This is a genomic window from Spirillospora sp. NPDC052269 (assembly GCF_040679435.1).
Classification (GTDB): Bacteria; Actinomycetota; Actinomycetes; order Streptosporangiales; family Streptosporangiaceae; genus Spirillospora.
Genome location: NZ_JBFAUU010000030.1, coordinates 1 through 23,048, shown reverse-complemented (window position 1 = coordinate 23,048; position 23,048 = coordinate 1). Strand labels below are relative to the sequence as shown.

Below are 23,048 nucleotides of genomic sequence, written 5' to 3'. Positions count from 1 at the left end.
TCAAACGGCATGAACGGCAGCATCGTGACCCCAATTCGGCGACCCCTGCTCAACAGGCGACCTGCAGATCCGAGCCCATCCGATGCAATTCCTGAGGGTTGGTGTAGATGGAGGTGGTGGAGGCGCGTTCGTGGCCGATCTGCTCCTGGACGAACCGCGGGTCCCAGCCGTCCTCGATCAGGTGCGTGACGCAAGACCTGCGGAAGGAGTGGAAGTCCAGGCCCTCATCGAGCCCGAGCGCGTCGCTGTAGGCGGCGAAGCGGGTGTTCATCTGTGAGTATCCGATCCGCGGGCTGCGTTCGGGGGCCAAAGCGCTGGGGAGTCGGAGCGGGTGAACCCGGGCGGGCGTCGTCGATCCACTGCTGGAGGATGTCGACGATCCAGTCCATCCCTCCGATGCCGTCGCGTGGTCCGACCGTCAGCACGCTGCGGCGTTTGGGCGGTGAGCCTTTCGTCGCCTTGCCCCAGCGGACGTAGCAGACACCGAAGTCTCCGAACTGGTGAGCGTGTGGGTTGCTGCCCAAGTCGACCAGGTCGAGCACCCGCGTCTCGCGTCGGCACAGCCCATAGGCGTAGGCGGTCTTGAACAAGGTGGCGTCGCGGAAGGCCGGCAGCCGGCCCTTGCGGCCGGCACCGTGAACCCGATGGATCTGTTCATCGGCGTAGTCGAAGAAGGTCTGCAGCTCATCGCGGGTGAACGCGCGCTTGGCGGGATCGGTCTCGCTCTCTTGCTGGTGAACGGCGGTGTTCCATTCGTGCAGACCTGGGTCGGGTGCGTGCCGAACCGGCGCTGGCATTCGTCGGCCCAGCCGTAGGCGCGGGATCGCTGAGGAAGGCGCAGAACGAGCGGACGGCTTCCGCGTAGTTGCGCAGCGTCGAGTGCCGCAGATGCCGGACGGTTCGCAAGTCCCCCAGCCACTCATCCGCCATCTGCGGCATCCAGTTCCACGGGAACGCGTCGGCGTGACGGGAGAACGCCTTCACCGCGTTCTCCCGTCCCTCGATCATGGAGAGCGCCAGGTTGCGCGCGAGCCGCTGATTGCGCCACCCCTCCAGCATCGCCTCGGCGGATCTGGTGGGGGTGCCGATCATGATGGCGCGGGCATGTAGCAACGGCTGGTGTCGCCCTGGGAGCGCCACCTCTGAACTGTGCAAACACAAGCGCGACCAGTCCCGATCAGGTCCGAGGCACGCCCGGTCGGCCCGTTTTGCCACCGTGGCTGCTCGATGGATGCTCCGCGGTTGCCCGGGCATCGGATTCGGTGTCTCGAACCGGAGCGCAGCGGTCGGTCGGGGCCACCGGGGCTGTGATGCGGCCGTGTGGTGCCCGTGGGGCCGTGGTCGGCAATGGGTCCTGGCTAACCGGTTCTGCGCAGCGATCGGTCCCCGGATCGGGGACGCCGGCTACTGGTCCCAGGCCGACGGCGGCCCCGTTGCACATTGGATCGAACAAGACCGCCGGCGCGAGCCGTTCGCGCCGCCCTCCGCCTTCGGCTCCGCGCGGAAAGCGGCGGCCCGACCACCTGACGAGAGTCATCACCAAGGCCAGCCGTGAATGCCGCCCCGACGGTAGTCCGGACTACCGGGAGCTCGCCACGGGGCGCGACTTGTAGAAGGACTCCTGCAGGTAGGCGGCTTCGTGCGGCTGATAGCGCTCTTCCAGGTAGGTAGCCTCGTCCTCGTCGAGCTCGACGTCCACCGCGGCGATCGCGTCGGCCAGCTGGGCCGGCTTGGTGACCCCGACGATGGGCGAGGTCACCACCGGGTTGCGCATGGCCCAGGCCAGGGCGACCTGGGCCGGAGACAGACCCCGCTTGCCCGCGATCTCGTGGACGCGCTCGGCCACTGCCTGATCCTCGTCGCGGTAGAGGATCTTGTCGCCCGCATCGGTCTCGGCACGCGCCGTCGCGGTGTCCCAGGCCCGCGTCAGCCTGCCCCGCGCCAGCGGGCTCCACGGGATCACGCCAATGCCCTGGTCGGCGCAGAGCGGGAACATCTCCCGCTCTGCTTCCCGGTAGATGAGGTTGTAGTGGTCCTGCATCGACACGAACCGCGTCCAGCCGTTCAGGTCAGCCAGGTACAGGGCCTTGGCGAACTGCCACGCGTACATGGAAGAGGCTCCGATGTAGCGGACCTTCCCTGACTTGACCGCGTCGTGCAGCGCCTCAAGGGTTTCCTCGATCGGCGTGTCGTAGTCCCAGCGGTGGATCTGGTACAGGTCGATGTAGTCGGTCCCCAGTCGTTTCAGGGAGGCGTCGAGCTCGGCGAAGATCGCCTTGCGGGACAGTCCGGCGCCGTTCGGTCCGGGGCGCATCCGCATCCATACCTTGGTGGCGAGAACCACCTCCTCGCGCCGGGCGAAGTCTTTGACCGCCTGGCCGACGATCTCCTCGCTGCTTCCGGCGCTGTACCCATTGGCGGTGTCGAGGAAGTTGACGCCGTTCTCGAGGGCCTGCTTGATGATGTCCCGGCTGGCGTCCGCGCCCAGCGACCAGGGCTCGCCGCCCCGGTTTGGCTCGCCGAAGCTCATGCAGCCGAGGGTGATGGCGGAGACTTCCAGTCCGGTCGTTCCGAGCTTGATGTATCGCACGCATTTGAACCTAGGAGCTGGAGTGCGCTCCAACGCAAATTCGGAGGCGGGAGGATGGGCAAGGTGCGGTTGAACAACCTCGGACACGGTGTTCGGAGACACCGGGGCAACCCGCAGGTCGCTGCACGACGCGCCGGCAGGGTTCGCGCCTACCGGTCACGAACACGGTGGTCCGGCGGGCCGTTGGCGGGCGCGCGAAGCGACGCGGTAGATCGCAGGCGGGAAGCCGGTGATCATGGTCCGGCCGGTGTGAGCGCGCTGACGCGGTTCTCGTACTCGCGGCGGGCCTTGCGCTGGGCCGGGACCGTGGGGACGCCGTGGCCGCCGTCGAGCGGCTGGCAGCGGGCAAGGAGTCCGAGGTACACGGCGGGGGCGGCGCTGACGCGTAGGGTGTAGCCCTGGTCACGCCGTACAGTCACCCCCTGGTCGAGCGCCTCCTGCTCGGCGGGGTCCAGTTCGCAGGCGCGGAGGAAGTCGGCGACCTTGCCCGGCATGTCGAGGGTGACCGGCAGCTCCGGCGCCGGGGAGTCCTCCTTGATGGCGGCGGTGCCGCTCCCGCGCGATCTGACCTGCGTCGCTGTTCTGCTCTCACTGTTCCTCGCGACGCTGGTCGGCCTGGGCCAGCGCCCGGTACAGCGACGCCACCGACGGCGGCTTCCTCCCGTTCTTGCCGAGGTCATCCTGAGCTTGGCGGCGATCTCAGGCACCCCAACGCCCTTGGCACGCAGCGCCAGGGCGAAGGCGAGCATGTTGTTGTCGAATACCCTCGGACGGCCGCCGTGACGGCCCCGCGCGGCCGCCGCGGACTGGCCCTCCAGGGTCTTGTCGCGGACGTAGTCGCGATCCAGTTGCGCACTGACGGTCAGGACGGCGAACAGCAGCGCACCCAGCCCGTTCGGGTCGTAGATCCTCGTCAGTGGCCCGGTCAGCAGCTCCAGCTGAATCCCTGCCGCCTGCAACCTCGTCGGCCAGCGGCCATCAGAACTCGGCGGCGTTGCGCACGGGCCGCTTGAGCTCGTGCACGCAGAACACCACCGCCTGCCCCGGCGCGGCCGGCCGATGTCGCGACACAACGCCAACGCTGTCTCCAGCTCGGGTCGCACCCTCACCCGCGTGGAGATCTTCTCGGCGAAGATCCGCGTGGACCCGGCCGCCCGCAACGCCACCAACTGGCTGTTCAGCTCTTGGTACTTGGTCGAGCACCGCGCGTACCCGATCCGGAGAGGCGGCGCCGACGGCGCGACCTCGGCGTGCGCGACCGGCGGCAGCGCCTGTCAGCGCGCCCCCGGCCGCCGTCCACCCGGAACCGGCACCTCCAGCAGCTCGCGCAGCGCGGGCACCAAGATGAACCGCGCGGTGTGGTACTCGGAGGCGACCTTCCCGCCTCGCGTCAGGCACGGCAAGGGCGCCATCACCTCGCACTGCGGACAGTCGAACCGCTCGACCGCCTCAGCGGCCTCCTCCGGCGTCAGCTCAACCCCGCCAGTCTCGCAAAACCCCCTCGCACAACACAGAGGTTCTGCGAGACATTGCACAGCGCTGTTCTGGACCCACTTGAACCTCTACGGCCGGTTCGAGCTCGACATGACCAACCACATACCCAACCTGCCGCCGCCAGCGACACCGGGCAGCACCGCGTCCAGTGCCGCACCCACCGTCCAGGACGCCACCGGGCTCCAGAGGTGAATAGATTCATGCAGTGCGGCCATTCCCGGCACCACTGCCGGACCCACCTGCCGGGGCCTGACCGAGGTCTGCCCTTCGCCCCGGTTGCCGCGTTCCCGGCGACGAGGAGCAGGTCAACGAGGAGCGCCCGGAGCTGGCCAGGCCGTACGACGCTTGGTCCGCGGCGATCGGTAGCCGCGCCGGCAACAGGGCGGAGCCAGGACTCCTCGGCGATCAGCGGCCAGGAGATCATTGACTGGTACCCGAGCTCGTCGGTACCCGGTACCCGAACTCGTCCTTGGAATCAGTCAGTCGCCGTTCCCAGGTTCCGCGGTCGCGGCTGCTAGCCGGGGGTATGGGTCGATGCGTACGCCGTCGCCGGCTGGGCCTACACCTGCGACTCCTACTGGTCCACCTACTAGGCGTGCACCGAGCTCTTTCAGATCGCCCACTGATCGGGTGACAGTGCCAAGGCGCCGACCGGCGCGTCCAGCTGCAATCAGGCTGGTCAGGTAGATGTTCGAGGACGGACGCCACCTCACTCTCGCGCACAGCAGCTGAAAAGGATCACTGATCCCCTAACGTGGACCCCGGTCGCTTGCCAACTCCTGGCGGGGGACCGGGATTCACGCGTGTACCGGGCAACTGGAAAAGGAACTGTTGACGACCGTGTCGTTCTCTCGATCCCGCGCCGTGACCCTCGCGGCGGCTGTAGTGACCGGCGCGTTGCTCGGCATCATCGCTCCCATGCTCTCCAGCGGCGTCGGCACTGTCGGCCAGGTGGCGAGTCTCGTCCTGTCCGCGGGGTGGGCATGGGCCGCGCTGGCGTTCGCCGTCGGCCTCAGCCAGACGTCGAGGACGGCCTCGGCCGCGTTCGGCTGCATCTTCCTGATCGCCGCCGTGATCGCCTACTACGCCACGAAGACCGCCCGTGGGGACTTCCAGACGATGGACATCCACAACCCCGTCCTCGGCGAGGTGCACACCAACTGGGGCGGTGTTCTGGGGAAGACGCTCGTGTGGTGTGCCATGGCCGTGGTGCTCGGCACGCTGATCACCAGCCGCAACCCGAGATCGCGCCCGACCGACCTGGAGACACGCTGACCTCAAGCGGCCATTGGGTGGTGCTGCTGCGCCCCGGAGAAGGCCGACTGAAGCTCGCCTGAATCTGAGACGCCCTACTCCGAAGCGCTCCTTCGGCTTCCCGGTCCCCTCTCTTTGGGGCAGCTCAGGCCGGGTTGGTGGTGAGGGTTGAGGGCAGAACCATCGACCTTCCGTCGCAGGGACACAGATCCGCATCTGAGATGATCTTTGGGTAAGTGGTGGTGATCTGACCGTCACCTGTCCTGTGGCTGCTTGATCCCCAGGCGATAGCGAGGTTGACCAGGTGGGAACGTCGACACAGCTGCGCATCCTCATGATCGCTGCCCCGGGAACATGCAAGGAGCAGCCGGCCTCGCTCCTCGCCTCGCGTCTATCCCTCCCGAAGATCTCGCCGGGCAACGCTCTCCGCGTCAATCTCCGCGACCGTACCGACCTCGGACAGCAGGCCAAGGCGTTCATGGCCTGCGGTGACCTCATGCCCGATGAGCTGATCATCGCGATGGTGCGTGAGCAGCTCGCGCTGGACCGCGCCCGTGAGGGGTTCGTGCTGGACGGGTTTCCCCGCACAGTGCCTCAGGCCCACGCATTCGATCAGATGCTCGCCGCGGAGTTCCACGCCGGGCTGGATCTGGTCCTGCGCCCGGCGGTGGACTACGAGCAGGTCCTCCGGCAGCAGTCGGGCCGACGCACCTGCAGCAGGAGCGCGGCTCTGGCATGTCTACGCCGACGACATCCAGGACGGCCTCTGCGGTGACTGCGGCGGCACCCTGTACCAGCGCGACGACGACAAGGAAGAGGTCCTCCGCCCCCTCTCCCACTCCTACCAAGATAGATCCGCCGCCCTGGCGCGGTTCTACGCCCACGAGACGATCGTGCTCGACTTCGACGCGACCGGGACAGCCGAGGAAGCCACCCAACGGGCGCTTCAAGCGATCCAAGCCAGTCACCGGCGTGGCTTGGAATGAGGAGCCACTAGATCAGCTCGCTGGATTTTCAAACCGCTCCTCAGTGCCGCCAGTCCGGGCCGTCGATGACGGGTTCGGTGGCGTACACCTGCTGAGGCTGGTCACGCGCCAGAGGCGTGGGATCGTCGGTTCCGCAGTTGGGGTGCCGGTAAGAACCGTGTCATGAGCCCCAAACGGCGTTGATCTTGTTGTGATTTGGCTGGTCGATGCTGTGCGGCTATGACGCACCCCCCGATGCACATCGACGAGCTGGTCGAGCACTGGACGGTCCTGGACGAGGAACGTGAGCTGATCGCCGGGAAGCGAGGCGCCACCCGGCTCGGCTTCGCGATCTTGCTGAAGTTCTATACGCGTCACGGGCGGTTCCCGCGAGGGCGTTCGGAGTTGACCGACGAGGTCGTGGAGCACGTGGCCAAGCAGGTCCAGGTGCCAGCCTCGGAGCTGGGGCTTTACGAGTGGTCTGGTTCCACGATCGAGTACCACCGGGGGCAGATCCGGACGCACCTGGGCTTTCGGGTCTGCACGACCGCGGATGCGGACAAGGTCACGGTGTGGCTGGCCGAGAACGTCGCGCACGCCGAGCGTCGGCCCGAGCGGGTTAGGGAGGAGCTGCTCAAGCAACTGCGCCAGGAGCGGATCGAGCCGCCGACGCCTGGGCGGATCACTCGGATCGTGGCCTCGGCCCTGTATAGCGCGGAGGTCGCCTGGTCGGTGCGGATCGCTTCTCGGTTGAGTGCGGAGACCACCAGGCGCATCTACGCCTTGGTCGGCATCGACGACGGCGATGAGACCGGCGACGAGGACGATGCGGCGCAGGGTGAGGCGGCCGAGACGGCGGCGGAGGACGACGGTGGTTCTTCGGGGCTGCTGGCGCTGATCAAGTCGGCTCCGGGCAACGTGAGTCTGGAGTCGATGATGACCGAGATCCGCAAGTTGGAGGCGGTGCGTTCGATCGGGTTGCCGCCGGGGCTGTTCGCCGATGTGGCGCCCAAGGTGTTGGCGGCCTGGCGTGCCCGGGCGGCGGTGGAGGCTCCGTCGCACATGCGCACGCACCCGCGTGAGCTGACGGTTCTGCTGTTGGCGGCGCTGGTGTGTGAGCGGGAGCGGGAGGTCACCGACACGCTGGTGGAGTTGCTGATCGCGACCGTGCATCGGATCAAGGCGCGGGCCGACAGCAAGGTCACCAAGGAGCTGATCAACGCGTTCAAGCGGGTGACCGGGAAGGAGAACATCCTGTTCCGGGTCGCCGACGCCGCGCTCGGGCACCCCGACGATCCGGTCCGCGCGGTCATCTTCCCGGCGGTGACCGGGGGTGAGCAGACGCTGAAGGACCTGGTGCACGAGTTCAAGACCAAGGGCCCGGCCTACCGCACCACGGTGCAGACAACGCTGCGCGCCTCCTACTCCAACCACTACCGGCGCGGGTTGATCGCGTTGCTGGACACCTTGGAGTTCAAGAGCAACAACACCGCCTACCAGCCGGTGATCGAGGCGTTGGAGCTGGTCCGCCGGTATGCCAAGGCGGGCAACACGACCTACTACCCGCGCGGCGAGCGGGTGCCCGAGCATCGCGGCACCGCCGGGGCGTGGGAGGACCTGGTGTTCAAGCGCGACAAGCGCGGCCGTCGGCGGGTGGTGCGGATGGTGTACGAGATCGTCACCTTCCAGGCGCTGCGCGAGGCGCTGCGGTGCAAGGAGATTTGGGTGGTCGGCGCGGACTCCTTCCGCGACCCGGAGGAGGATCTGCCCGCCGACTTCGCCGCCCGCCGCGCGGCCAACTATGCCGAGCTGCGCAAGCCGCTGGACCCGGCGGTGTTCATCGCCGAGTTGAAGGCCGAGATGCGCGCCGAGCTGGAGGCGCTGGAGGTCGCGCTGCCCACGTTGGACTGGGTGGAGGTCAAGGACCGCAAGTCCGGCGCGATCAAGCTGACGAAGATCGGCCCGGCGGAGGAACCGCGGAACCTCCGCAAGGTCAAGAACGAGGTGGGACGCCGCTGGGGGTCGGTGCCGCTGATCGACATGCTCAAGGAGGCGGTGCTGCGCACCGGGTGCCTGAACGCCGTCACCTCGGTGGCTGGCTCCTCCAGCCTTCAGCCGGAGGTGCTGGCCGAGCGGCTGATGCTGGCGATCTTCGGGTACGGCACCAACACCGGGATCCGGGCGGTCGCCGCCGGCGAGCACGCCCACAGCGAGGACGACATCCGCTACGTGCGGCGCCGCTACCTGACCCCGCAGGTCGCCGCAGACATCGCGATCGCCATCGCGAACGCGACCTTCACCGCCCGCGACACCGAGCTGTGGGGCGAGGCCACCACCACCGTCGCCTCCGACTCCACGCACGTGCGCGCCTACGACCAGAACATCTTCACCGAGTGGCACTCCCGCTACGGGGGCCGCGGCATCCTCATCTACTGGCACATCGAGCGCGGGTCGATGGTCGTGCACTCCCAGACCCTGCGCGCCTCGGCCTCGGAGGTCCACGCGATGATCGAGGGCGCGGTCCGGCACGGCACCACCATGAGAGTCGAGGGCAACTACGTCGACTCCCACGGCCAGACCGAGATCGGTTTTGGCGTGACCCGGCTGCTGGGGTTCGACCTGCTGCCGCGCATCAAGCAGATCAACAAGGTCAAGCTCTACCGCGTCGAGGCCGGCGAAAGCGACCGGTACCCGCGGCTGTCGCCGGCGATGACCCGGCCGATCCGCTGGGAGCTGATCGAGCAGAACTACGACCAGATGATCAAATACGCGACCGCGATCAAACAGCGCACCGCCTCCACCGAGGCGATCCTGCGCCGGTTCACCGAGTCCGCCTCCCACCCGGTCTACCAGGCCATGCTGGAGGTCGGCCGCGCGCAGAAGACCATCTTCGTCGCCCGCTACCTGCGCCTACGCGAACTCCAGCGGGAGATCCAGGAAGGGCTGAACGTCGTGGAGGCATCCAACGGCGCCAACTCGGTCATCCTCTACGGCAAGGGCGGCGACATCGCCACCAACCGGCGCGAGGAACTGGAGATGACCGTGCTGTGCCTGCGCATCCTGCAGGCCGCGCTCGTCTACATCAACACCCTGATGCTGCAAGACGTCCTCGCCGATCCTCAATGGGCCACACTGCTCAAGCCCGCCGACCGGCGCGGCCTGACGCCCTTGTTCTGGCAGCACGTCCAGCCCTACGGCGAGGTGCGGCTGGACGTGGCCAAGCGCCTACCGCTCGGCGGGCAGGCGCAGACCGGGCAGGCGCCCGCCTCCCAGTAACGCCGAGATCGACAGAAGACGGCCCCGTCCCGGCCGGGCGGATGCCAGCATCGCCACCATGAACTGGTGGCGACGCAAGCCCTCCCGGCCCACCGACAACGACCCCGACCTCGCCGGCCGCCGTGGGGTCCGGTGGCCAGCGCGGCCGCCAGGGCGGCCAGGTCGGCGCGCGCCAGCCGGACGGCGGCGGGACGGGCGGGAGCGGAGCGGAACACCCCGTCACTTTCGGCCTACAGGCCGATGCGGAGGGCAGTGGAAGGGGGGTGTTGCCGTCGGGGCGCGCCGGAAGGGAGTGCAGATCATGCGTAAGGTCACCGCCGTCCTGGCCGGGGCGGCCGCCGTGCTCGGCCTGGCGGCCGGGCCCGTCCACGCCGCCGGGCCCTCGGCCGCCCGCGCGGACGGCATGCCCACCTACACCTGCGACGTGGTCGAGGCCATCCATCTCGCCACCATCGCCGCGGCAGGAAGCGGCAACTGCGTGGCCTCCCGTCTTCGATCAGGTGGGTGACGGCAGCCGATCGTCTGATGGACAGCCGCCGTCTGCCGGCGGACTTCGATTCGCGGTCGATCCCCATCATGTACCGACCCTTCCGGTCGACCGTTTGGGTTGAGGGGTTCGGCGACGAGACGGACGCCCTGGCGAGAGGGGATGACGGTGCGCCGGGCCCGGTAGTACGCCGAGTAGTCGCCGACGTTGTGGGAGGGGCGGCGTTCACGACGGAGAGGTTCTCCGCCGTCTCCTGTCTTCCTGGCCGAGGTCAGGTGGTTTCGGATTGAAGGATTTCGGCCACGGGGCGGCGGGCGCCGATGCCGGCTGGGATGGCTGTGAGCCCTGCCACCACGAGCAGAGTGCCCAGGACGAGGGCGATGAGCCACCAGAACGGCGGGTATGCCATCGTCCCGCCATGTTTCACGACGAGGAACACCCCGAAGCCTCCCGGGACGCCCAGAAGCGCACCTGCCAGCGCGGGCAGTACCTGCGCCGCGGACAGCCCGACGGTGACTTGCCGGCGGGTCGCGCCGAGTGCGCGGGCCAGCGCTGATGAACGTCTGGTGTCGAGCACCGTCGCCCAGGTGATGAAGACGGCGTTGATGGCAGCCAGGACGACCAGCATGATCGTGACGCCCAGCATCACTTGCTTCACCCGGTCGGTCTCTGGGTTGTCCAGCCCAGCAGATCCGCTGAGTTGCTGGGCATTCAGGCGGGCGTGGGCGATCAGTACGGCGACGATCCCGCTGGCGGTGATGGCGACACTTGCCAAGCTCAGCAGGACGCGGCGTGGGCGGCGGGCGGCCAGCCGCAGTCCGAGCAGCAGCGGTACCGGCAGCCGCGCCGAGACTGCGATCAGCCGGGCCCTGCGCCGCGGCAGGTGGGCCGCGTCGGCCAGTGCGCGGACCGTACTGGTGCGTGCGGCTCGGAGGGCAGGAACGAAGGTCGCTGCCCCCGCCACCGCCACTGCCACCGCGACGACCAACACGACCGTGGAAACGGTGACCGATGGGGCACCCGCAGTACCGACCAAGCCGGCACCAGGGCTGGTGAGCAGCGGAGCGGCCAGCCATCCGCCGGTCAGCCCGGCCGCCGCGGCAAGCACGGCCAAGGCCACGTACTCGGTGAGGAGCACCGCGGCGATCAGCTCCGGTGCGCCGCCGACCGCCTTGAGCAGCCCCACGCGCCGGGTCTGGTCGGCTATCCGGCCACCGACCAGCACGACCACACTGGCGACCGCGAGCACGCCCAGCAGCCAGCTACCGACCACCAGGACCTGCTGCTCGCCCTTCACCAGATGGGCGTCCTGTTCGCTGATGACCTGCCACCAGTTCAGGAACGGTCCCGTACTTCCCAGGCTCTGTCCGGCCTCATTCATGTATGCCATGGCGAACGCCTGTGAGCTGGCCGGGTCTGCCAGCCTCAGGTTCAAGAAGTAGTAGAGGGGATGCGCCGACGTGGCGAGACTGCGGGTCTCGGCCTGGGTGAGCCAGACCAGGCCGGTACTGGATCCTGCCTGTCGCGGCGTATTCGGCTCACAACCGCTCGTGCACACCTGCGGGTACGGCGGGACTGCGGCGGTGACCGCGACACCGGCGACCCGGAATGACCGGCCGTTCAGGGTAACCGGATCACCGGCGTGGACCCCGAGAGCTTCGGCGAAGCTGCGCTCGATCACTACCCCGCCATCGCCTACCCAGCTGCCCTGGGTCAGTCTCGGCTGGTCGATTTGGGCAGGTGCCCGGTCGCGCCCTACTGCCTCTGCTCCCGCCGTGTGACCGTTCGCCTGAAGGACAGCCATCGTGACCGGATACGGTCCGCTATGGCCGGTGACGCCGGGACGGCGGGTCAGCGCAGTGAGGCCGGCAAGGTCGACGGGTGAGTTCGTCTTTGACGTGGGCGGGTAGAAAACGGCCATCACGTCCGGTCCGGCCGTGGCCGCCCGGGTCTGTTGATAAGGGTGGTCGGTCACCCCGTGCAAGATGAGCCCGAGCGTCAGTGTGGTCGTGGCAGCGGTGATCGCGAGCAGCAGGAGCACGGCCTCGGCGGGGCGTCGGCGCAGGTCGCGGGCCGCGAGGCGGCAGACGAGCAGGAACCGTCCCATGCCGTCAGTCCTCCAGCCCGGTCAGGGCGCCGAGGTTTCCGGTGGTGCCGCCGGTCAGCCTGGTCTCATCGACGAACGCCCCGTCCCGCATGGAGATCAACCGATCTGCGGTGGCGGCGACCCGATGGTCGTGGGTGATGATGACCAGCGTCTGCCCGGCTTCGTGCAGGCTGTCGAAGAGTCGGAGGACTTCCAGGGTCGCCTCGCTGTCGAGATTGCCGGTGGGCTCATCGGCCAGAACGATCAGCGGGTCGTTGACCAGCGCGCGGGCGACCGCGACCCGCTGGCGCTGGCCGCCGGACAGCGCCGAGGGCAGATGGCCAGCCCGGTTGGAAAGCCCGACCTGCTCCAGCAACTCCGCGGACCGCCGACGTGCCGCCCGGGGCGAACGCCCGGCCAGCAGCGCGGGCAACTCAACGTTCTCCACAGCGGTGAGCTCATCCATCAAATGGAAAGCCTGGAACACGAAACCGATCGCGTCCCGCCTGAGCCGTGCCAAAGCCCTCTCACCCAGCTGATCGATGCGCTGCCCCGCCAGCCGCACCTCTCCGCCCGAGGGCCGGTCCAAGCCCCCCAGCAGATGCAACAGCGTAGACTTCCCACAGCCGCTGGGCCCCGTCACGGCCACCGTCTCCCCAGGAGCGACGTCCAAGTCGAACTCATCGACCGCGCGCACCAGCCCTTCCCCCGCGCCGTAGGTCTTACGCAACCCGCGGGCGTACAGAACCGATGCGGTGCCCGTGTAGCTCATGACGCGTCCCTTCGACCTGTCCAAATCCGTTCACATGCCTCCAGCCAGCGCAGGTCCGCCTGAAGCCGCAGCACAATGCCCTCCAACAGCAGCGCAGCATCTGAGCGGACGGGCTCGGCCATCGCGGCGCGCTGAGCATCCCGCAGCCGGCGCAGCAACTCACGGCGCTGCGCATCCACGATCGTCAGCGGATCTGCCAGCCTCGCCGCGGCCGCCGCGACCAGCTTGAGGTGAAATTCCGCCAGGTCGGGCTTGGGCCAACTCACCTCCCCCAGCCAGTCGGCCACCCGCCGCTGCCCGGCCGCCGTCAGCGAGTACACCTTGCGGTCCGGCCGGTCCGGCAGGCCCGCCGACCGCTCGCAGGCCACCAGCCCCGCCTTCTCCAACCGGCCGAGCGTGACGTAGACCTGACCGGCGTTCATCCCGTCACCGAGCGGGCCAAGCGCCTGCCGCAACCGGGCGCGCACGTCGTACCCGTGCGATGGCTCCTTCGCCAGCAACGCCAGTACCACTTCCTGCACAACCCCTCCCGCAAAATAGCGGTTAGCCAATTAGATAACGGTTACCTATTGGAGCGTCAAGCCGCGCTCGCCACACGGGGGCCCGTATGACCGGCGACCTGGGGCTATCCGGCCGAGAATTAGCGGTATGGACTGAGCTGCAGGTTGATGATGGGGCTGCTTGGTTGGGGCGGGAACGGCGGAACCCCCGGCGCCGTGATCTTGGGTTCCCGGGGGCTCGTGGGTTGGGCTGGTCAGGGCATCGGGTCGGGCCTGTTGCCGTCGCCGTCACCGTTCGGGTGGGTGGTGTTCAGTCGGGGATGGGTTGGCCGGTGGCGGGGTCGAGGAGTTCCAAGCGCTGGGTGATGGTGTAGCGGACGCCCTGGTCGATCTGGGCGGCGGCGCGGTGCTGCCCGGGTGGCCGCGCAAGGTCTGAGCCGGTCATCTGTGCAGTCGACGGCCAATCAACGGTGGGGGCGGAATCGGTCGACTACGCCCCCATGCTCGATCCAATCAGCACCCAGCGTCCGACCTGCCGAAACCGGACGCCGATCCAATCGGATCCGATCCTCGCTTCCGCCCCTCCTTTTCGCCCCCTAAGGTGGCCGTCAGAGCCCGCCGGACACCTCTCGGGCCACCTGCGGGGAAGGAACCTGATCGGGCATGGCCGACCGCGTCTACCTGCGTCACTCCACCGACAAGCAGACCGACGCCCGCCAGCGGCACGCCCTGGCCGCGCTGATCGCCTCCGGCGCCCCCGTCTACGACGACCCCGCCACCTCCAGCCGACAGCTCTCCCTGGACCGGCCCGGGTTCACCCGGCTGCTGCACGAGGCCGCCGTCGGCGACACCATCCGCATCGCCGACGCCGCCCGCCTGTTCCGCTCGGTCGCCGACATCCTCGCCCTGCGTCCCGTCCTCACCCGCCGCGGCCTGCACCTGCGGGTGGAGTCGGGGCTGCTGTCGGGGATCGATCTGGCCGCCGACGATCCCGGTACCAAGATGATGGTCAACGTACTGGCCTCGGTGCTGGAGTTCCAGCGCGACATGATCAGCGAGAACACCCGCCAGGGCGTCGCCGCCGCCAAGACCTCCGGCAAGGCCCTCGGCCGCCCCGCCGCGCTCGCCCCCGACAAGGCCGCCGAGATCGTCACCGCCTACTCTCACGGCGCCGCCGTCAAGGCCCTGGCCCGCGAGCACGAGGTCGCGCCCAAGACCATCCGCCGCGTCCTGGACGCCGCTGGCGCCCGCCAACTTCCCGACCAGCTCGACGCGCTCCCCGTTCCCCAGGAGCCGTCCGGCCCCGCCGCGGACACGCCCGTGACGCTGGACATGCCGGGCCTGCTCGCCGACCACCTGCGGGCCGTCGGCGACGACACCATCCGCAAGATGCTCATCTGGGGGCGGCCCATCCGCCGCGGCAAGGGCTACTCCATCCGCCTCACCGTGCCGCTCGAACTCCACCACGCCGCGCTGCACCGGAGCGCAGCCCTCGCCGCCGAGGGCGCCGGACCGGCCGAACGCAAGGCATACCGGGTGTACGCCACCCGCATCACAGCTGCTCAACAGCAGAAGACACCCGGCAACTAACCACGCCGCCCCGCCGGGCTCACCAGCCCCTGGCCGTACTGATCCGCTACCGCGGGCTCGTTTGGGGCTCATGACACGGTTCTTACCGGCACCCCCAGTTCGGGCAGCAGACCTCGGGTGCGGTGATCCCCGCGCCGCTTTCGCGGCAGAGCAGAGCTTGATCCGAGACGGCGGCCTGGGCCATTGCCTCGTAGGCGGTGGAGCGGCCGATCTTCAACGTGCGAGCCGCCTCGGTCACCGACCAGCCGTCTTCATGAACCAAGCGGCGCAGCGTGTCCAGCTCCGCCGGGCCGGGGATACGGGCCGGCCGAAGCGCTGCTTGCCGGGCAGCATCCGGCCCTCGGCCTCGCGTCGCTTTTGCGGCGGCGATGCCCTCGGCCTGGCGTTCGGCGTGTAGCTCCAGCTCGTACTCGGCGGCCGCGGCCAGGACCGCGAACATGAACCGGCCCTCCTGGTGTCCAGGTCGAAGTTCTCGGTCAGGCTGGTGACCTTCACGCCGCGCTCGCGCAGCTCGGTCACGGTGGTCAGGACGTGCCCGACCGAGCGGCCTCACCGGTCGGACTTCCAGAACTTCAACGTGTCCCCGACCTGGGGCGTGGCAGCAGCGCCTCCCATTCGGGCCGCGCCACCCCGCGCTTGCCTGACCCCTTCTCGGTGACCAGTTCGTCGTAGCCGCTGGCTTCCAGCGCGTCGAGTTGGAGCTGGGGTTCTGGTCGCGGGTGGAGACCCGCGCGTAGGCGAGATCCGTCCCATCACAGTCGTCCGAGGTCGTCGCGGCCGGTGACGGCGCGCAGGACGTCGTCGTCTCCGGAACTCATCACGGCGCTGACCGACATGCCGCGCAGCGCTTGGCGACGCGGGCCAGATCCTCGGTCGTACTCGCCGGTCCCGAAGCCGTTGCTCGTTCGCCACCATCGCCCACGTCTCGCATCCAGGCGGCAGAGCCGCCACAGGCTCGTCGACCGACACCTCACCACGGAACCGCCGACACCTCGAGCATCCGACAGAGCCGACTGCCATGCCCGGCAACGCAGGGCCTCCCCCAGGCCTGTCGTCACTCCACCCAGCCATCGCCGAAACCCTCGCCGCCCCTTCACGCGCACAACCTCGTCCCACCTCAAGCATTCATAGTGTTTCGCAAATCTCGAAACTAGATACGCATACTTTAAAACTCAAGCCACGGGTTCCATGTGAGTGAATGAGAATGACCCTTATCATCTACTTGAATCTTCGGGGGGCCTCGCTCACGTACGAGGGCAGGTCGTGTTGGGCGCCAGGTAGATGTCCGAGCGACGCCAGGTTGTTGTCCGCCCCGCGCCAAGTTGTGCGCCAGTCGCGCCAAGTTGTTGTCCGCCTCGTGGATGTCGGGCGAGCGTGGGGCTGCGGCGCCGGTCAGGGGTGTTTCATAGGCGGTCACCTATGAAACACGGGCGTGATGACGCGCTGTCCTGGGCGTTCTTTGTTGCATGGGTTGTTGCATACGACTGGATGACTGCAACAGACTCATGAAACGCTTCGCGGGTGAGTGACGACTTCTTGCGCGTGGAAACGCACGACTGCCCGATGTCTTCCTGCACGGCGCCCGCCGGGTCGCCGTGTCGCACCTCGCGTGGCCAGGTGGCCGTTCAGTATCACACCGCTCGGTTCCGTCTGGTGCCTTCGTTGGCCAAGGTGCTCAATGTGCCCGTGCCGCCTGTCCGTAGGCCGGGGGCGCCGTGGGTCGAACTACCCCGTCCTGCAGCCGCTGACGCGAGGCCGTCCGGGCATGTGCGAATCGGGTACGCGCGGGCTTCGACGCTGCGTCAGTCTCTGGACACCCAACTGGATTCGCTCAAGGCCGCTGGGATCTCGCGGGTCTTCCACGAGAAGATCTCCACGCGCGCCACGACGCGGCCCGAGCTCGACAAGGCGGTTGCTCTCGCCCGTGAGGTCCGCGCGTCCGGGGCTGCGGTCACGCTGGTGGTGCACGAGCATAAGCGGCTCGGGCGTGGCATCGAGTTGGCGGCGTTGGCCGAGCAGCTCAAGGCTTCCGGCATCGGTCTGGAGTTCCTGACCGGCGAGTTGCAGGGCTCGCATGATCCGTCCGGGATCGTGTTCACCGTGCTGGCCGCATTGTCGGGGATGGAGCGCGAGTACATCCGCGACCGGACGTTGGAGGGGCACGAGTCCGCGCGTACTCGCGGGAAGACCATCGGTGGTGCGGCCGTCACGGACGAGGCGATGTTGTCGATGGCGTTGCATCTGCGCGAGCAGGGCATGAGCCTGCGCGACATCGCGGCCCGGCTGGTCATCACCACCGGGAAGAAGAAGGGACGCCATCCCTCGGCGGCGACCGTGATGCGGATGCTGCGTGATCACGATGCCCGCGTCCTCACGACCGTCGATGCCGATATCTGAGTCGGGAGACGCGTCAAGGCGGCCTGCGGGTCACACGATCGGCAGCAGGGGCGGCTCTGCTCGTCGGTGTTCATGCCGATCAGGTTCGGTCTCCATCGGCCGCACGAAGGCCGAATGGCCGGTGATCGCTGGCGGCAGCTCCGGCTACTGGCCCGCTTGTGGAGGGCGGCCTACCGTGGTGAGTGGGTCGGTGTTGCGTCGGCCGGCGGGAGGTGGCTGCGATGGCTGTGGCTCCGGAGTGGGATGCGCAGGCGGTGCATGCAGAGTTGGAGCGTGTGCGGCGGGATTTTCACGAGCTTCTGGACCATGCGACGGCTGAGGATCTGGCGCGTCCGACGAACGGGACGCGGTGGAACAACGAGCAGCTGCTGTTCCACATGCTGTTCGGCTACATCATCGTGTTGACGTTGCTGGGCCTGGTTCGGGTGTTCGGGCGTCTGCCAACTGGGGTGAGCCGGGCATGCATGCGCCTGTTGAACCGGGCGACCGGGCTGTTCGACTTCTTCAACTATCTGGGCCCCTGCCTGGCAGTCCACATTTACGGTCGTCGACGCATGGTGGCCAAGTTCGACCGTGTCATTACCTCTCTGCACCGGCGAGTCCAGAAGGAAGGCGCGGCCGGCCTCAACCACGGGATGCACTACCCGGCGCGGTGGGACCCGTTCTTCGCCGACTACATGACCTTGGCCGACATCTACCGGTACCCCGCCCAGCACTACGACTTCCACCGCCAGCAGCTCACCCTCGGTGACGCACAAGGGTGAGCTGGCGGCTGTGAGGAAGGGGCGGCAGAAGGCCACGTCGGTGGCCTCCTGCCAGGGTGCCGGCGTTGCCCTTCACGGCGTAGACATCGTCCGGTGCCGGTGCCGGTGCCGGTGTTGTGTGTTGGTCAGTGATCTCCTCTGCCGCGTGTCAGTTCTGGGGTGCTGGCTGGTGCTCGGGTACCTGTTGGGCCATGGGGAGTTCTGCTGGGTTCGCTGAGGTGTGGTTGCGGCGCCATGGGTTGCCGGTGTCGCCGGACCGGGTCGAGGCGATGGTGGTGATGAACAGGCGGGTGCCGTGGGGCAGCTGGCCGTTTCGGGCGTTCCGTCATCTGATGAGGACCACGGGAAAGGTGCCGACGGGGTCGGAGATCGTCGGCCAGGTGGAGGTGTGGCGGGCTGCTCTGCTGGATTTCGCCGAGGCGTTCCCGGAGGGGCGAAGCCCGGCGCAGGCGTGGGTGGCGTCGATGTTCGCTCCATCTCCCAAGGGTGGGGCCAAGACCGTGTTGCCTGCGGAGGCCAGGGCGATGGTCAAGCTGGATCAGGCAGGTCGCCAGATCACTCCGGAGGCGATCAGGGATCTGGCGCCGCTGGTTTCGGGAGAACACCGTCACCCGAAAATCTGGAGGAGGCTGGTCCGGCGTGGGGCGCTGCCGACCGAAGCGGCCATGCAGGAACTGCTGACCCGCAGGACGAGCCCCGAGGTTCCGCTCACCCCGGATGAGGAGCGCGCAGCGGATGGCCGAGAGGCCGAGGTCGCCGGCTGGGTGGCCCGCTATGTGGAGGAATGCGGGCAGGGGCCGCTGTGGAGTGAGGTGTTCCAGGCGTTCGGGTGGAGACGGGCTCAGGGGCAGTTCTTGGTGAGGAAGTTGCAGCGACAGGACTGGCTGGTCTCCACCAGCAAGCAGCGTTCGCTTCGGCCCGGATCGCGCTGGGTGCAGGGCGCGGAGCCGGAGCTGCCTTCCCCGCGTGTCCCTCCGATCGAGGCTCGAACGGAGGCTTAGTCACCGCGACCGGTGGTGCCCAGGTCCGAGTCGGCCAAGGGCATGGCGATGGGTGGGCGCGCGGTCTGGTGGAGGCAGTTCACGTTCGTGTGATGGCGCGGACGCAGTCTCGGGCTGTTCGGGCTGCGCCGATGAGGGTGGCTGATCCGGGGCCGGTCCAGTCGCCGTAGCCGAGGAGGTGGAGGCGTGGCTCGGCAAGGGCGCGGGTGCCGTCGGTGGGGATGCGGCCGGTGTGGTCGCGGAGGCCGAGTGGAGTGAGGTGGCTGAGGGCGGGGCGGAAGCCGGTGCACCAGATGATCGCGTCGGCCTCTTGGGTGCGGCCGTCTGCCCAGGCGATGCCGGTGGTGGTGAGGCGGGTGAACATGGGGTGTGCGTGGAGGGCGCCGTTGTCGCGGGCTTGCCGGACGGACGGGACCATGACGATGTCGCCGAGCCCGGCGATGCCTTCGTCAGCGTGATCGCCGTTCTGCTGGGCAAGGTATCGGCGGGTGGCCAGGTCGAACAGGGCGCGGCCGTCGACGTCGTCGGGCAGGAAGCGTGGTGGGTGCTGGGTCGTCCAGGTGGTGGTGGCGCGGGGTGCGAGGTCGGCGAGGATCTGGGCGGCGGAGTTGCCGCCGCCGACGATGACCACACGTTGACCGCGGAACTCCTCGGGCGTTCGGTACTGGACGGTGTGGAGTTGTCGGCCTTGGAAGTCGCGTCGGCCGGGGTAGTAGGGCAGGTAGGGGCGCCACCAGGTGCCGGTCGCGCTGATCACGTGCTTCGCCCACCAGGACCGGGGGCCGCTGTCCAGCCGTAGCAGGTCGCCGTCCCGGGTCACGGCTTCGACTTTGACCGGGCGCGTGATGGGGAGCTGGTAGCGCTTCTCGTAGGCCGTCAGGTAGTCGACGACATGGGATGCGGGCGGGTTTCCCGGCTGTGTGGTGGACGGCATCGGCCATCCCGGGAGCGAGCTGTACTGGGCGGGAGAGAACAGACGCAGTGAGTCCCAGGCGTGCGGCCAGGCACCGCCGGGCTGATCCTGGGCGTCGAGGATCTCGAAGGCTAGGCCGGCTCGCCGCAGGTAGTAGCCGGCGGCGAGCCCGGCCTGGCCGCCGCCGATGACGGCGACGTCCAGCACCGGGCCGGACGGAGACGAGCTGGTCACGCCTGCCCTTGAGCGCCGGTCAGCTCGGCGGTGAGCTTCTCGATCCGGGCGCGGATCTGGTCGCGGATGGGGCGGACGGCGTCGACGCCTTGGCCTGCGGGGTCGTCGAGTTTCCAGTCGAGGTAGCGCTTGCCGGGGAAGGCGGGGCAGGTGTCGCCGCAGCCCATGGTGATGACGACGTCGGAGGCGCGGACGGCGTCGACGGTGAGGACCTTGGGGATCTCGGCGGAGATGTCGATGCCCTCTTCGCGCATGGCCTCGACCACGGCGGGGTTGACCTGGTCGGCGGGTTCGGAACCGGCGGAGCGGACCTCGACCTTGTCGCCGACCAGGTGGGTGAGGTAGGCGGCGGCCATTTGGGAGCGTCCGGCGTTGTGGACGCAGACGAACAGGACGCTGGGCTTGTCGGTCATCGGATTCCTCACGGGTTCAGGGCGCTGGTCAGGTCGGTGACGAGCGGGTTGACGGCCGCGTTCATCCCCGGCTCTCCAGTTGCTGGGGCGCGGGGGTGAAGCGGCGGCGTAGCCACAGCGAGACGTAGACGAGCGCGACCAGGACGGGGACCTCGATCAGCGGGCCGACGACGCCGGACAGAGCCTGTCCGGAGGTGACGCCGAAAGTGCCGATCGCGACGGCGATGGCCAGTTCGAAGTTGTTGCCCGCGGCGGTGAACGCCAGGGTCGCGGTCCGCGGGTAGGGCAGGTGGACGGCGCGTCCGAGGGCGAAGGAGCCACCCCACATCAGCGCGAAGTAGGCCAGCAGCGGCAGCGCGATGCGGGCGACGTCGGCGGGCTGGGAGGTGATCGTCTTCCCCTGCAGGGCGAAGAGGATCACGATGGTGAACAGCAGTCCGTACAGCGCGACGGGGCCGATGCGCGGCAGGAACCGCGACTCGTACCAGTCGCGCCCTCGGGCCTTCTCCCCGAAGCGGCGGGTGAGGTATCCGGCGAGCAGCGGGACGCCGAGGAACACCAGCACGTTCACCACGATCTTGCCGGTGGAGAAGTGCAGGTCGTTGGTGTCCAGGCCGAGCCAGCCCGGCAGGACCTGCAGGTAGAACCAGCCGAGCGCGCCGAACGCGATGACCTGGAACACCGAGTTGAGGGCGACGAGCACGGCGGCGGCCTCGCGGTCCCCGCACGCCAGGTCGTTCCAGATGATGACCATGGCGATGCAGCGGGCGAGCCCGACGATGATCAGGCCGGTGCGGTACTCGGGCAGGTCGGGCAGGAAGATCCACGCGAGCGCGAACATCACCGCGGGGCCGACCAGCCAGTTCAGCACCAGAGAGGAGACCATCAGCCGGCGGTCGCCGGTGACCGTGTCGAGCCGGTCGTAGCGGACCTTGGCCAGCACCGGGTACATCATGACCAGCAGTCCGAGGCCGATCGGCAGCGAGATCCCGCCCACCTCGACCTTGGACAACGCGTCGTCCAGGCCCGGAACCGCGCGCCCGAGCCCCAGGCCGACCGCCATCGCCACGATGATCCACACCGGCAGGAACCGGTCGAGGGTCGACAGCCCCGCGACGACCCCGGACTCATCGCGGCCGACGGTGGTGCTGTCCAAATCGGTGCCGGTCACGTACATGGCCTCTTTCGCTCGTCGGTGGACACCTGCCGGGCGGCGTCGGCCAGACCGGTCAACTGCGCGGCCAGGTCCTCCAGCGCCTCGGGACGGAGCCGGTAGTAGGTGAAGCGGCCGCACGGCTCGGTGTCGACCAAACCCGCGTGGCGGAGCGCGCGCAGGTGGTTGGAGATGTTCGTCTGCTTGGCCCCGGTCTCCTCGACCAGATGGCACGTGCACAGCGCCTCGCGGGCGAGCAGCGACACGATGCGCGCGCGCAGCGGATCGGCCAGCAGCCGCAACACATCATTATTCACTGACATCACCACAGAATGATAGGTTACCAGACCGCTGACCTGTGCAATTGCCGGGCCGATAGAGATCCGACCCGCACTATCGCGCGGTGATCAGGGGAGGCTAGAAGGGGGCCCTGGCGCGCTGGGCATACAGCTCAAAACCCGCGCTGAGCATGGAGGTTGCGGCCAGGGTGCACCAGTACAGGCCGCTGACCGGGCTGGTGAGGTGGATCTCGGCGATGTCGTTGCCTTTGGCTGAGCGGGCGGCGGTGACCTGTTTGTCGAGGGCGCTGAGGGTGCCGTGGGTGTCGCCGTGTGCCAGGGCGCTGCAGATGCTCCAGATGACCTCGGCGGTGTCGGAGGTGTATCCGGCGGCGGGTGCGGCGTCGCGGGCCATGTCCTTGTAGGACGCCGGAGTGGTCTTCATGATCTGTTCGGCTTCGGTGGCGGTGACGCCGAGGGCGGTGGCGAGCAGGGCGTGCAGGTCGGCGAGGGCCTGCTGCTTGGTCGTGGCGCCGGGCTGGTTCAGCAGGTCGCGGAGCCGGTGGGCGGCGCGGATCTCGTTGCGTTGCATCACCAGCCGCCGGGTGACGCGGCTGGCCCGATCTTTTGGCTGCAGCAGCCATACCGCGCGTGCGGCGTTCTCGATTCCCGCGCGGATCAGCGTGTACTGGGTGTGGATGGCCAGATGGACGTTGCCCTGCGGCGAGGCAGGCAGCATCGAGCGCAGTGAGAGGCGAAGGCCGAGTAGGTGGTCGTGGGCGACGGCTAGGCCGTGTCCGATGGATCATGTGTTGATCCAGAGCAGGGCGGTGACCAGGACAATCGCTGCCCGGTAGTTGCGGGCGAGTTTGTCGTAGCGG

The 23,048-nt window shown here is 68.5% G+C and carries 22 protein-coding genes and 2 pseudogenes; 9 read left to right on the top strand and 15 right to left on the bottom strand.

Annotated elements, in window-relative coordinates; genetic code table 11:
• Positions 1–49 precede the first annotated feature (49 nt).
• Positions 50–310 carry a tyrosine-type recombinase/integrase gene (locus tag AB0L06_RS40635; protein ID WP_500236768.1) on the bottom strand — a complete coding sequence of 87 codons (261 nt, stop codon included), beginning with the start codon at positions 308–310 and terminating at the stop codon, positions 50–52.
• A gap of 334 nt (positions 311–644) precedes the next feature.
• Here AB0L06_RS40635 and AB0L06_RS40630 point away from each other — a divergent pair, with 334 nt between their 5' ends.
• A complete protein-coding gene (locus AB0L06_RS40630; RefSeq protein WP_500236767.1) occupies positions 645–815 on the top strand; it encodes a hypothetical protein in 171 nt (56 codons plus the stop codon).
• Between the two features lie 764 nt (positions 816–1,579).
• Here the strand turns inward: AB0L06_RS40630 and AB0L06_RS40625 are convergent.
• From AB0L06_RS40625 to AB0L06_RS40610, 4 genes and pseudogenes are all read right to left on the bottom strand, one after another.
• Positions 1,580–2,590: an aldo/keto reductase gene (locus AB0L06_RS40625; RefSeq protein ID WP_500236765.1), complete on the bottom strand. Its 1,011-nt coding sequence runs from the start codon at positions 2,588–2,590 to the stop codon at positions 1,580–1,582.
• A 233-nt stretch (positions 2,591–2,823) separates the two neighbouring features.
• The gene (locus tag AB0L06_RS40620) at positions 2,824–3,549 is read right to left on the bottom strand and encodes a hypothetical protein (RefSeq protein WP_500236883.1); all 726 of its coding nucleotides are present in this window, start codon (positions 3,547–3,549) and stop codon (positions 2,824–2,826) included.
• 162 nt (positions 3,550–3,711) lie between these two features.
• Positions 3,712–3,756 (bottom strand): annotated as a pseudogene (locus AB0L06_RS40615) (hypothetical protein); the annotation flags it as partial.
• Between the two features lie 108 nt (positions 3,757–3,864).
• The gene (locus AB0L06_RS40610; protein WP_500236764.1) at positions 3,865–4,002 is read right to left on the bottom strand and encodes a hypothetical protein; all 138 of its coding nucleotides are present in this window, start codon (positions 4,000–4,002) and stop codon (positions 3,865–3,867) included.
• A gap of 922 nt (positions 4,003–4,924) precedes the next feature.
• Between AB0L06_RS40610 and AB0L06_RS40605 the strand changes: the two genes are divergently transcribed.
• The 4 genes from AB0L06_RS40605 (at position 4,925) to AB0L06_RS40590 (ending at position 10,087) form a co-directional block, all read left to right on the top strand.
• Complete coding sequence (locus AB0L06_RS40605; protein ID WP_500236763.1) at positions 4,925–5,359, top strand: hypothetical protein; 435 nt, start codon at positions 4,925–4,927, stop codon at positions 5,357–5,359.
• Between the two features lie 283 nt (positions 5,360–5,642).
• Entirely contained in the window at positions 5,643–6,113 is a 471-nt protein-coding gene (locus AB0L06_RS40600) for a nucleoside monophosphate kinase (RefSeq protein WP_500236762.1), read from the top strand.
• A gap of 430 nt (positions 6,114–6,543) precedes the next feature.
• The gene (locus AB0L06_RS40595; protein WP_500236760.1) at positions 6,544–9,579 is read left to right on the top strand and encodes a Tn3 family transposase; all 3,036 of its coding nucleotides are present in this window, start codon (positions 6,544–6,546) and stop codon (positions 9,577–9,579) included.
• A 301-nt stretch (positions 9,580–9,880) separates the two neighbouring features.
• Positions 9,881–10,087, top strand: a complete 207-nt coding sequence (locus AB0L06_RS40590; protein ID WP_500236758.1) for a hypothetical protein — start codon at positions 9,881–9,883, stop codon at positions 10,085–10,087.
• 250 nt (positions 10,088–10,337) lie between these two features.
• Here AB0L06_RS40590 and AB0L06_RS40585 read toward each other — a convergent pair whose 3' ends face one another.
• The 4 genes from AB0L06_RS40585 to AB0L06_RS40570 all read right to left on the bottom strand — a co-directional run bounded on the left by AB0L06_RS40585 (position 10,338) and on the right by AB0L06_RS40570 (position 13,869).
• The gene (locus AB0L06_RS40585; RefSeq protein ID WP_500236757.1) at positions 10,338–12,173 is read right to left on the bottom strand and encodes an FtsX-like permease family protein; all 1,836 of its coding nucleotides are present in this window, start codon (positions 12,171–12,173) and stop codon (positions 10,338–10,340) included.
• A gap of 4 nt (positions 12,174–12,177) precedes the next feature.
• The gene (locus tag AB0L06_RS40580) at positions 12,178–12,924 is read right to left on the bottom strand and encodes an ABC transporter ATP-binding protein (protein ID WP_500236755.1); all 747 of its coding nucleotides are present in this window, start codon (positions 12,922–12,924) and stop codon (positions 12,178–12,180) included.
• Positions 12,921–13,445, bottom strand: a complete 525-nt coding sequence (locus tag AB0L06_RS40575; protein WP_500236754.1) for a PadR family transcriptional regulator — start codon at positions 13,443–13,445, stop codon at positions 12,921–12,923. The genes AB0L06_RS40580 and AB0L06_RS40575 overlap by 4 nt, the downstream gene beginning before the upstream one ends.
• A gap of 289 nt (positions 13,446–13,734) precedes the next feature.
• Complete coding sequence (locus AB0L06_RS40570) at positions 13,735–13,869, bottom strand: hypothetical protein (protein ID WP_500236753.1); 135 nt, start codon at positions 13,867–13,869, stop codon at positions 13,735–13,737.
• A gap of 218 nt (positions 13,870–14,087) precedes the next feature.
• Between AB0L06_RS40570 and AB0L06_RS40565 the strand changes: the two genes are divergently transcribed.
• Positions 14,088–15,014 (top strand): recombinase family protein, encoded by a 927-nt coding sequence (locus AB0L06_RS40565; protein WP_500236752.1) that lies wholly within the window; start codon positions 14,088–14,090, stop codon positions 15,012–15,014.
• Between the two features lie 82 nt (positions 15,015–15,096).
• Here AB0L06_RS40565 and AB0L06_RS40560 read toward each other — a convergent pair.
• A pseudogene (locus tag AB0L06_RS40560) lies at positions 15,097–15,741 on the bottom strand (recombinase family protein); the annotation flags it as partial.
• A gap of 794 nt (positions 15,742–16,535) precedes the next feature.
• Between AB0L06_RS40560 and AB0L06_RS40555 the strand changes: the two are divergent.
• From AB0L06_RS40555 to AB0L06_RS40545, 3 genes are all read left to right on the top strand, one after another.
• Positions 16,536–17,411: a recombinase family protein gene (locus tag AB0L06_RS40555; RefSeq protein WP_500236750.1), complete on the top strand. Its 876-nt coding sequence runs from the start codon at positions 16,536–16,538 to the stop codon at positions 17,409–17,411.
• Between the two features lie 221 nt (positions 17,412–17,632).
• A complete protein-coding gene (locus AB0L06_RS40550; protein WP_500236748.1) occupies positions 17,633–18,175 on the top strand; it encodes a DinB family protein in 543 nt (180 codons plus the stop codon).
• A 245-nt stretch (positions 18,176–18,420) separates the two neighbouring features.
• Complete coding sequence (locus AB0L06_RS40545; protein WP_500236747.1) at positions 18,421–19,176, top strand: hypothetical protein; 756 nt, start codon at positions 18,421–18,423, stop codon at positions 19,174–19,176.
• A 79-nt stretch (positions 19,177–19,255) separates the two neighbouring features.
• Here AB0L06_RS40545 and AB0L06_RS40540 read toward each other — a convergent pair whose 3' ends face one another.
• The 5 genes from AB0L06_RS40540 to AB0L06_RS40520 all read right to left on the bottom strand — a co-directional run bounded on the left by AB0L06_RS40540 (position 19,256) and on the right by AB0L06_RS40520 (position 22,906).
• Entirely contained in the window at positions 19,256–20,323 is a 1,068-nt protein-coding gene (locus AB0L06_RS40540) for an ArsO family NAD(P)H-dependent flavin-containing monooxygenase (RefSeq protein ID WP_500236746.1), read from the bottom strand.
• Positions 20,320–20,736, bottom strand: a complete 417-nt coding sequence (locus tag AB0L06_RS40535) for an arsenate reductase ArsC (RefSeq protein WP_500236745.1) — start codon at positions 20,734–20,736, stop codon at positions 20,320–20,322. The genes AB0L06_RS40540 and AB0L06_RS40535 overlap by 4 nt, the downstream gene beginning before the upstream one ends.
• Before the next feature lie 61 nt (positions 20,737–20,797).
• Positions 20,798–21,892, bottom strand: coding sequence for an ACR3 family arsenite efflux transporter (arsB, locus tag AB0L06_RS40530; RefSeq protein WP_500236880.1), 1,095 nt, complete (start codon positions 21,890–21,892; stop codon positions 20,798–20,800).
• Positions 21,893–21,903: 11 nt separating this feature from the next.
• The gene (locus tag AB0L06_RS40525; RefSeq protein WP_500236744.1) at positions 21,904–22,212 is read right to left on the bottom strand and encodes an ArsR/SmtB family transcription factor; all 309 of its coding nucleotides are present in this window, start codon (positions 22,210–22,212) and stop codon (positions 21,904–21,906) included.
• 94 nt (positions 22,213–22,306) lie between these two features.
• Entirely contained in the window at positions 22,307–22,906 is a 600-nt protein-coding gene (locus AB0L06_RS40520) for a hypothetical protein (RefSeq protein ID WP_500236742.1), read from the bottom strand.
• Between the last annotated feature and the right edge of the window lie 142 nt (positions 22,907–23,048).

Excerpts from the sequence above, each read along its gene's own strand:
- AB0L06_RS40630 (WP_500236767.1), top strand. The coding sequence starts at position 645 with ATGGATCTGTTCATCGGCGTAGTCGAAGAAGGTCTGCAGCTCATCGCG.
- AB0L06_RS40610 (WP_500236764.1), bottom strand. The coding sequence starts at position 4,002 with ATGGCGCCCTTGCCGTGCCTGACGCGAGGCGGGAAGGTCGCCTCCGAG.
- AB0L06_RS40595 (WP_500236760.1), top strand. The coding sequence starts at position 6,544 with ATGACGCACCCCCCGATGCACATCGACGAGCTGGTCGAGCACTGGACG.
- AB0L06_RS40590 (WP_500236758.1), top strand. The coding sequence starts at position 9,881 with ATGCGTAAGGTCACCGCCGTCCTGGCCGGGGCGGCCGCCGTGCTCGGC.
- AB0L06_RS40585 (WP_500236757.1), bottom strand. The coding sequence starts at position 12,173 with ATGGGACGGTTCCTGCTCGTCTGCCGCCTCGCGGCCCGCGACCTGCGC.
- AB0L06_RS40580 (WP_500236755.1), bottom strand. The coding sequence starts at position 12,924 with ATGAGCTACACGGGCACCGCATCGGTTCTGTACGCCCGCGGGTTGCGT.
- AB0L06_RS40570 (WP_500236753.1), bottom strand. The coding sequence starts at position 13,869 with ATGACCGGCTCAGACCTTGCGCGGCCACCCGGGCAGCACCGCGCCGCC.
- AB0L06_RS40565 (WP_500236752.1), top strand. The coding sequence starts at position 14,088 with ATGGCCGACCGCGTCTACCTGCGTCACTCCACCGACAAGCAGACCGAC.
- AB0L06_RS40550 (WP_500236748.1), top strand. The coding sequence starts at position 17,633 with ATGGCTGTGGCTCCGGAGTGGGATGCGCAGGCGGTGCATGCAGAGTTG.
- AB0L06_RS40535 (WP_500236745.1), bottom strand. The coding sequence starts at position 20,736 with ATGACCGACAAGCCCAGCGTCCTGTTCGTCTGCGTCCACAACGCCGGA.
- AB0L06_RS40525 (WP_500236744.1), bottom strand. The coding sequence starts at position 22,212 with ATGTCAGTGAATAATGATGTGTTGCGGCTGCTGGCCGATCCGCTGCGC.
- AB0L06_RS40520 (WP_500236742.1), bottom strand. The coding sequence starts at position 22,906 with ATGCTGCCTGCCTCGCCGCAGGGCAACGTCCATCTGGCCATCCACACC.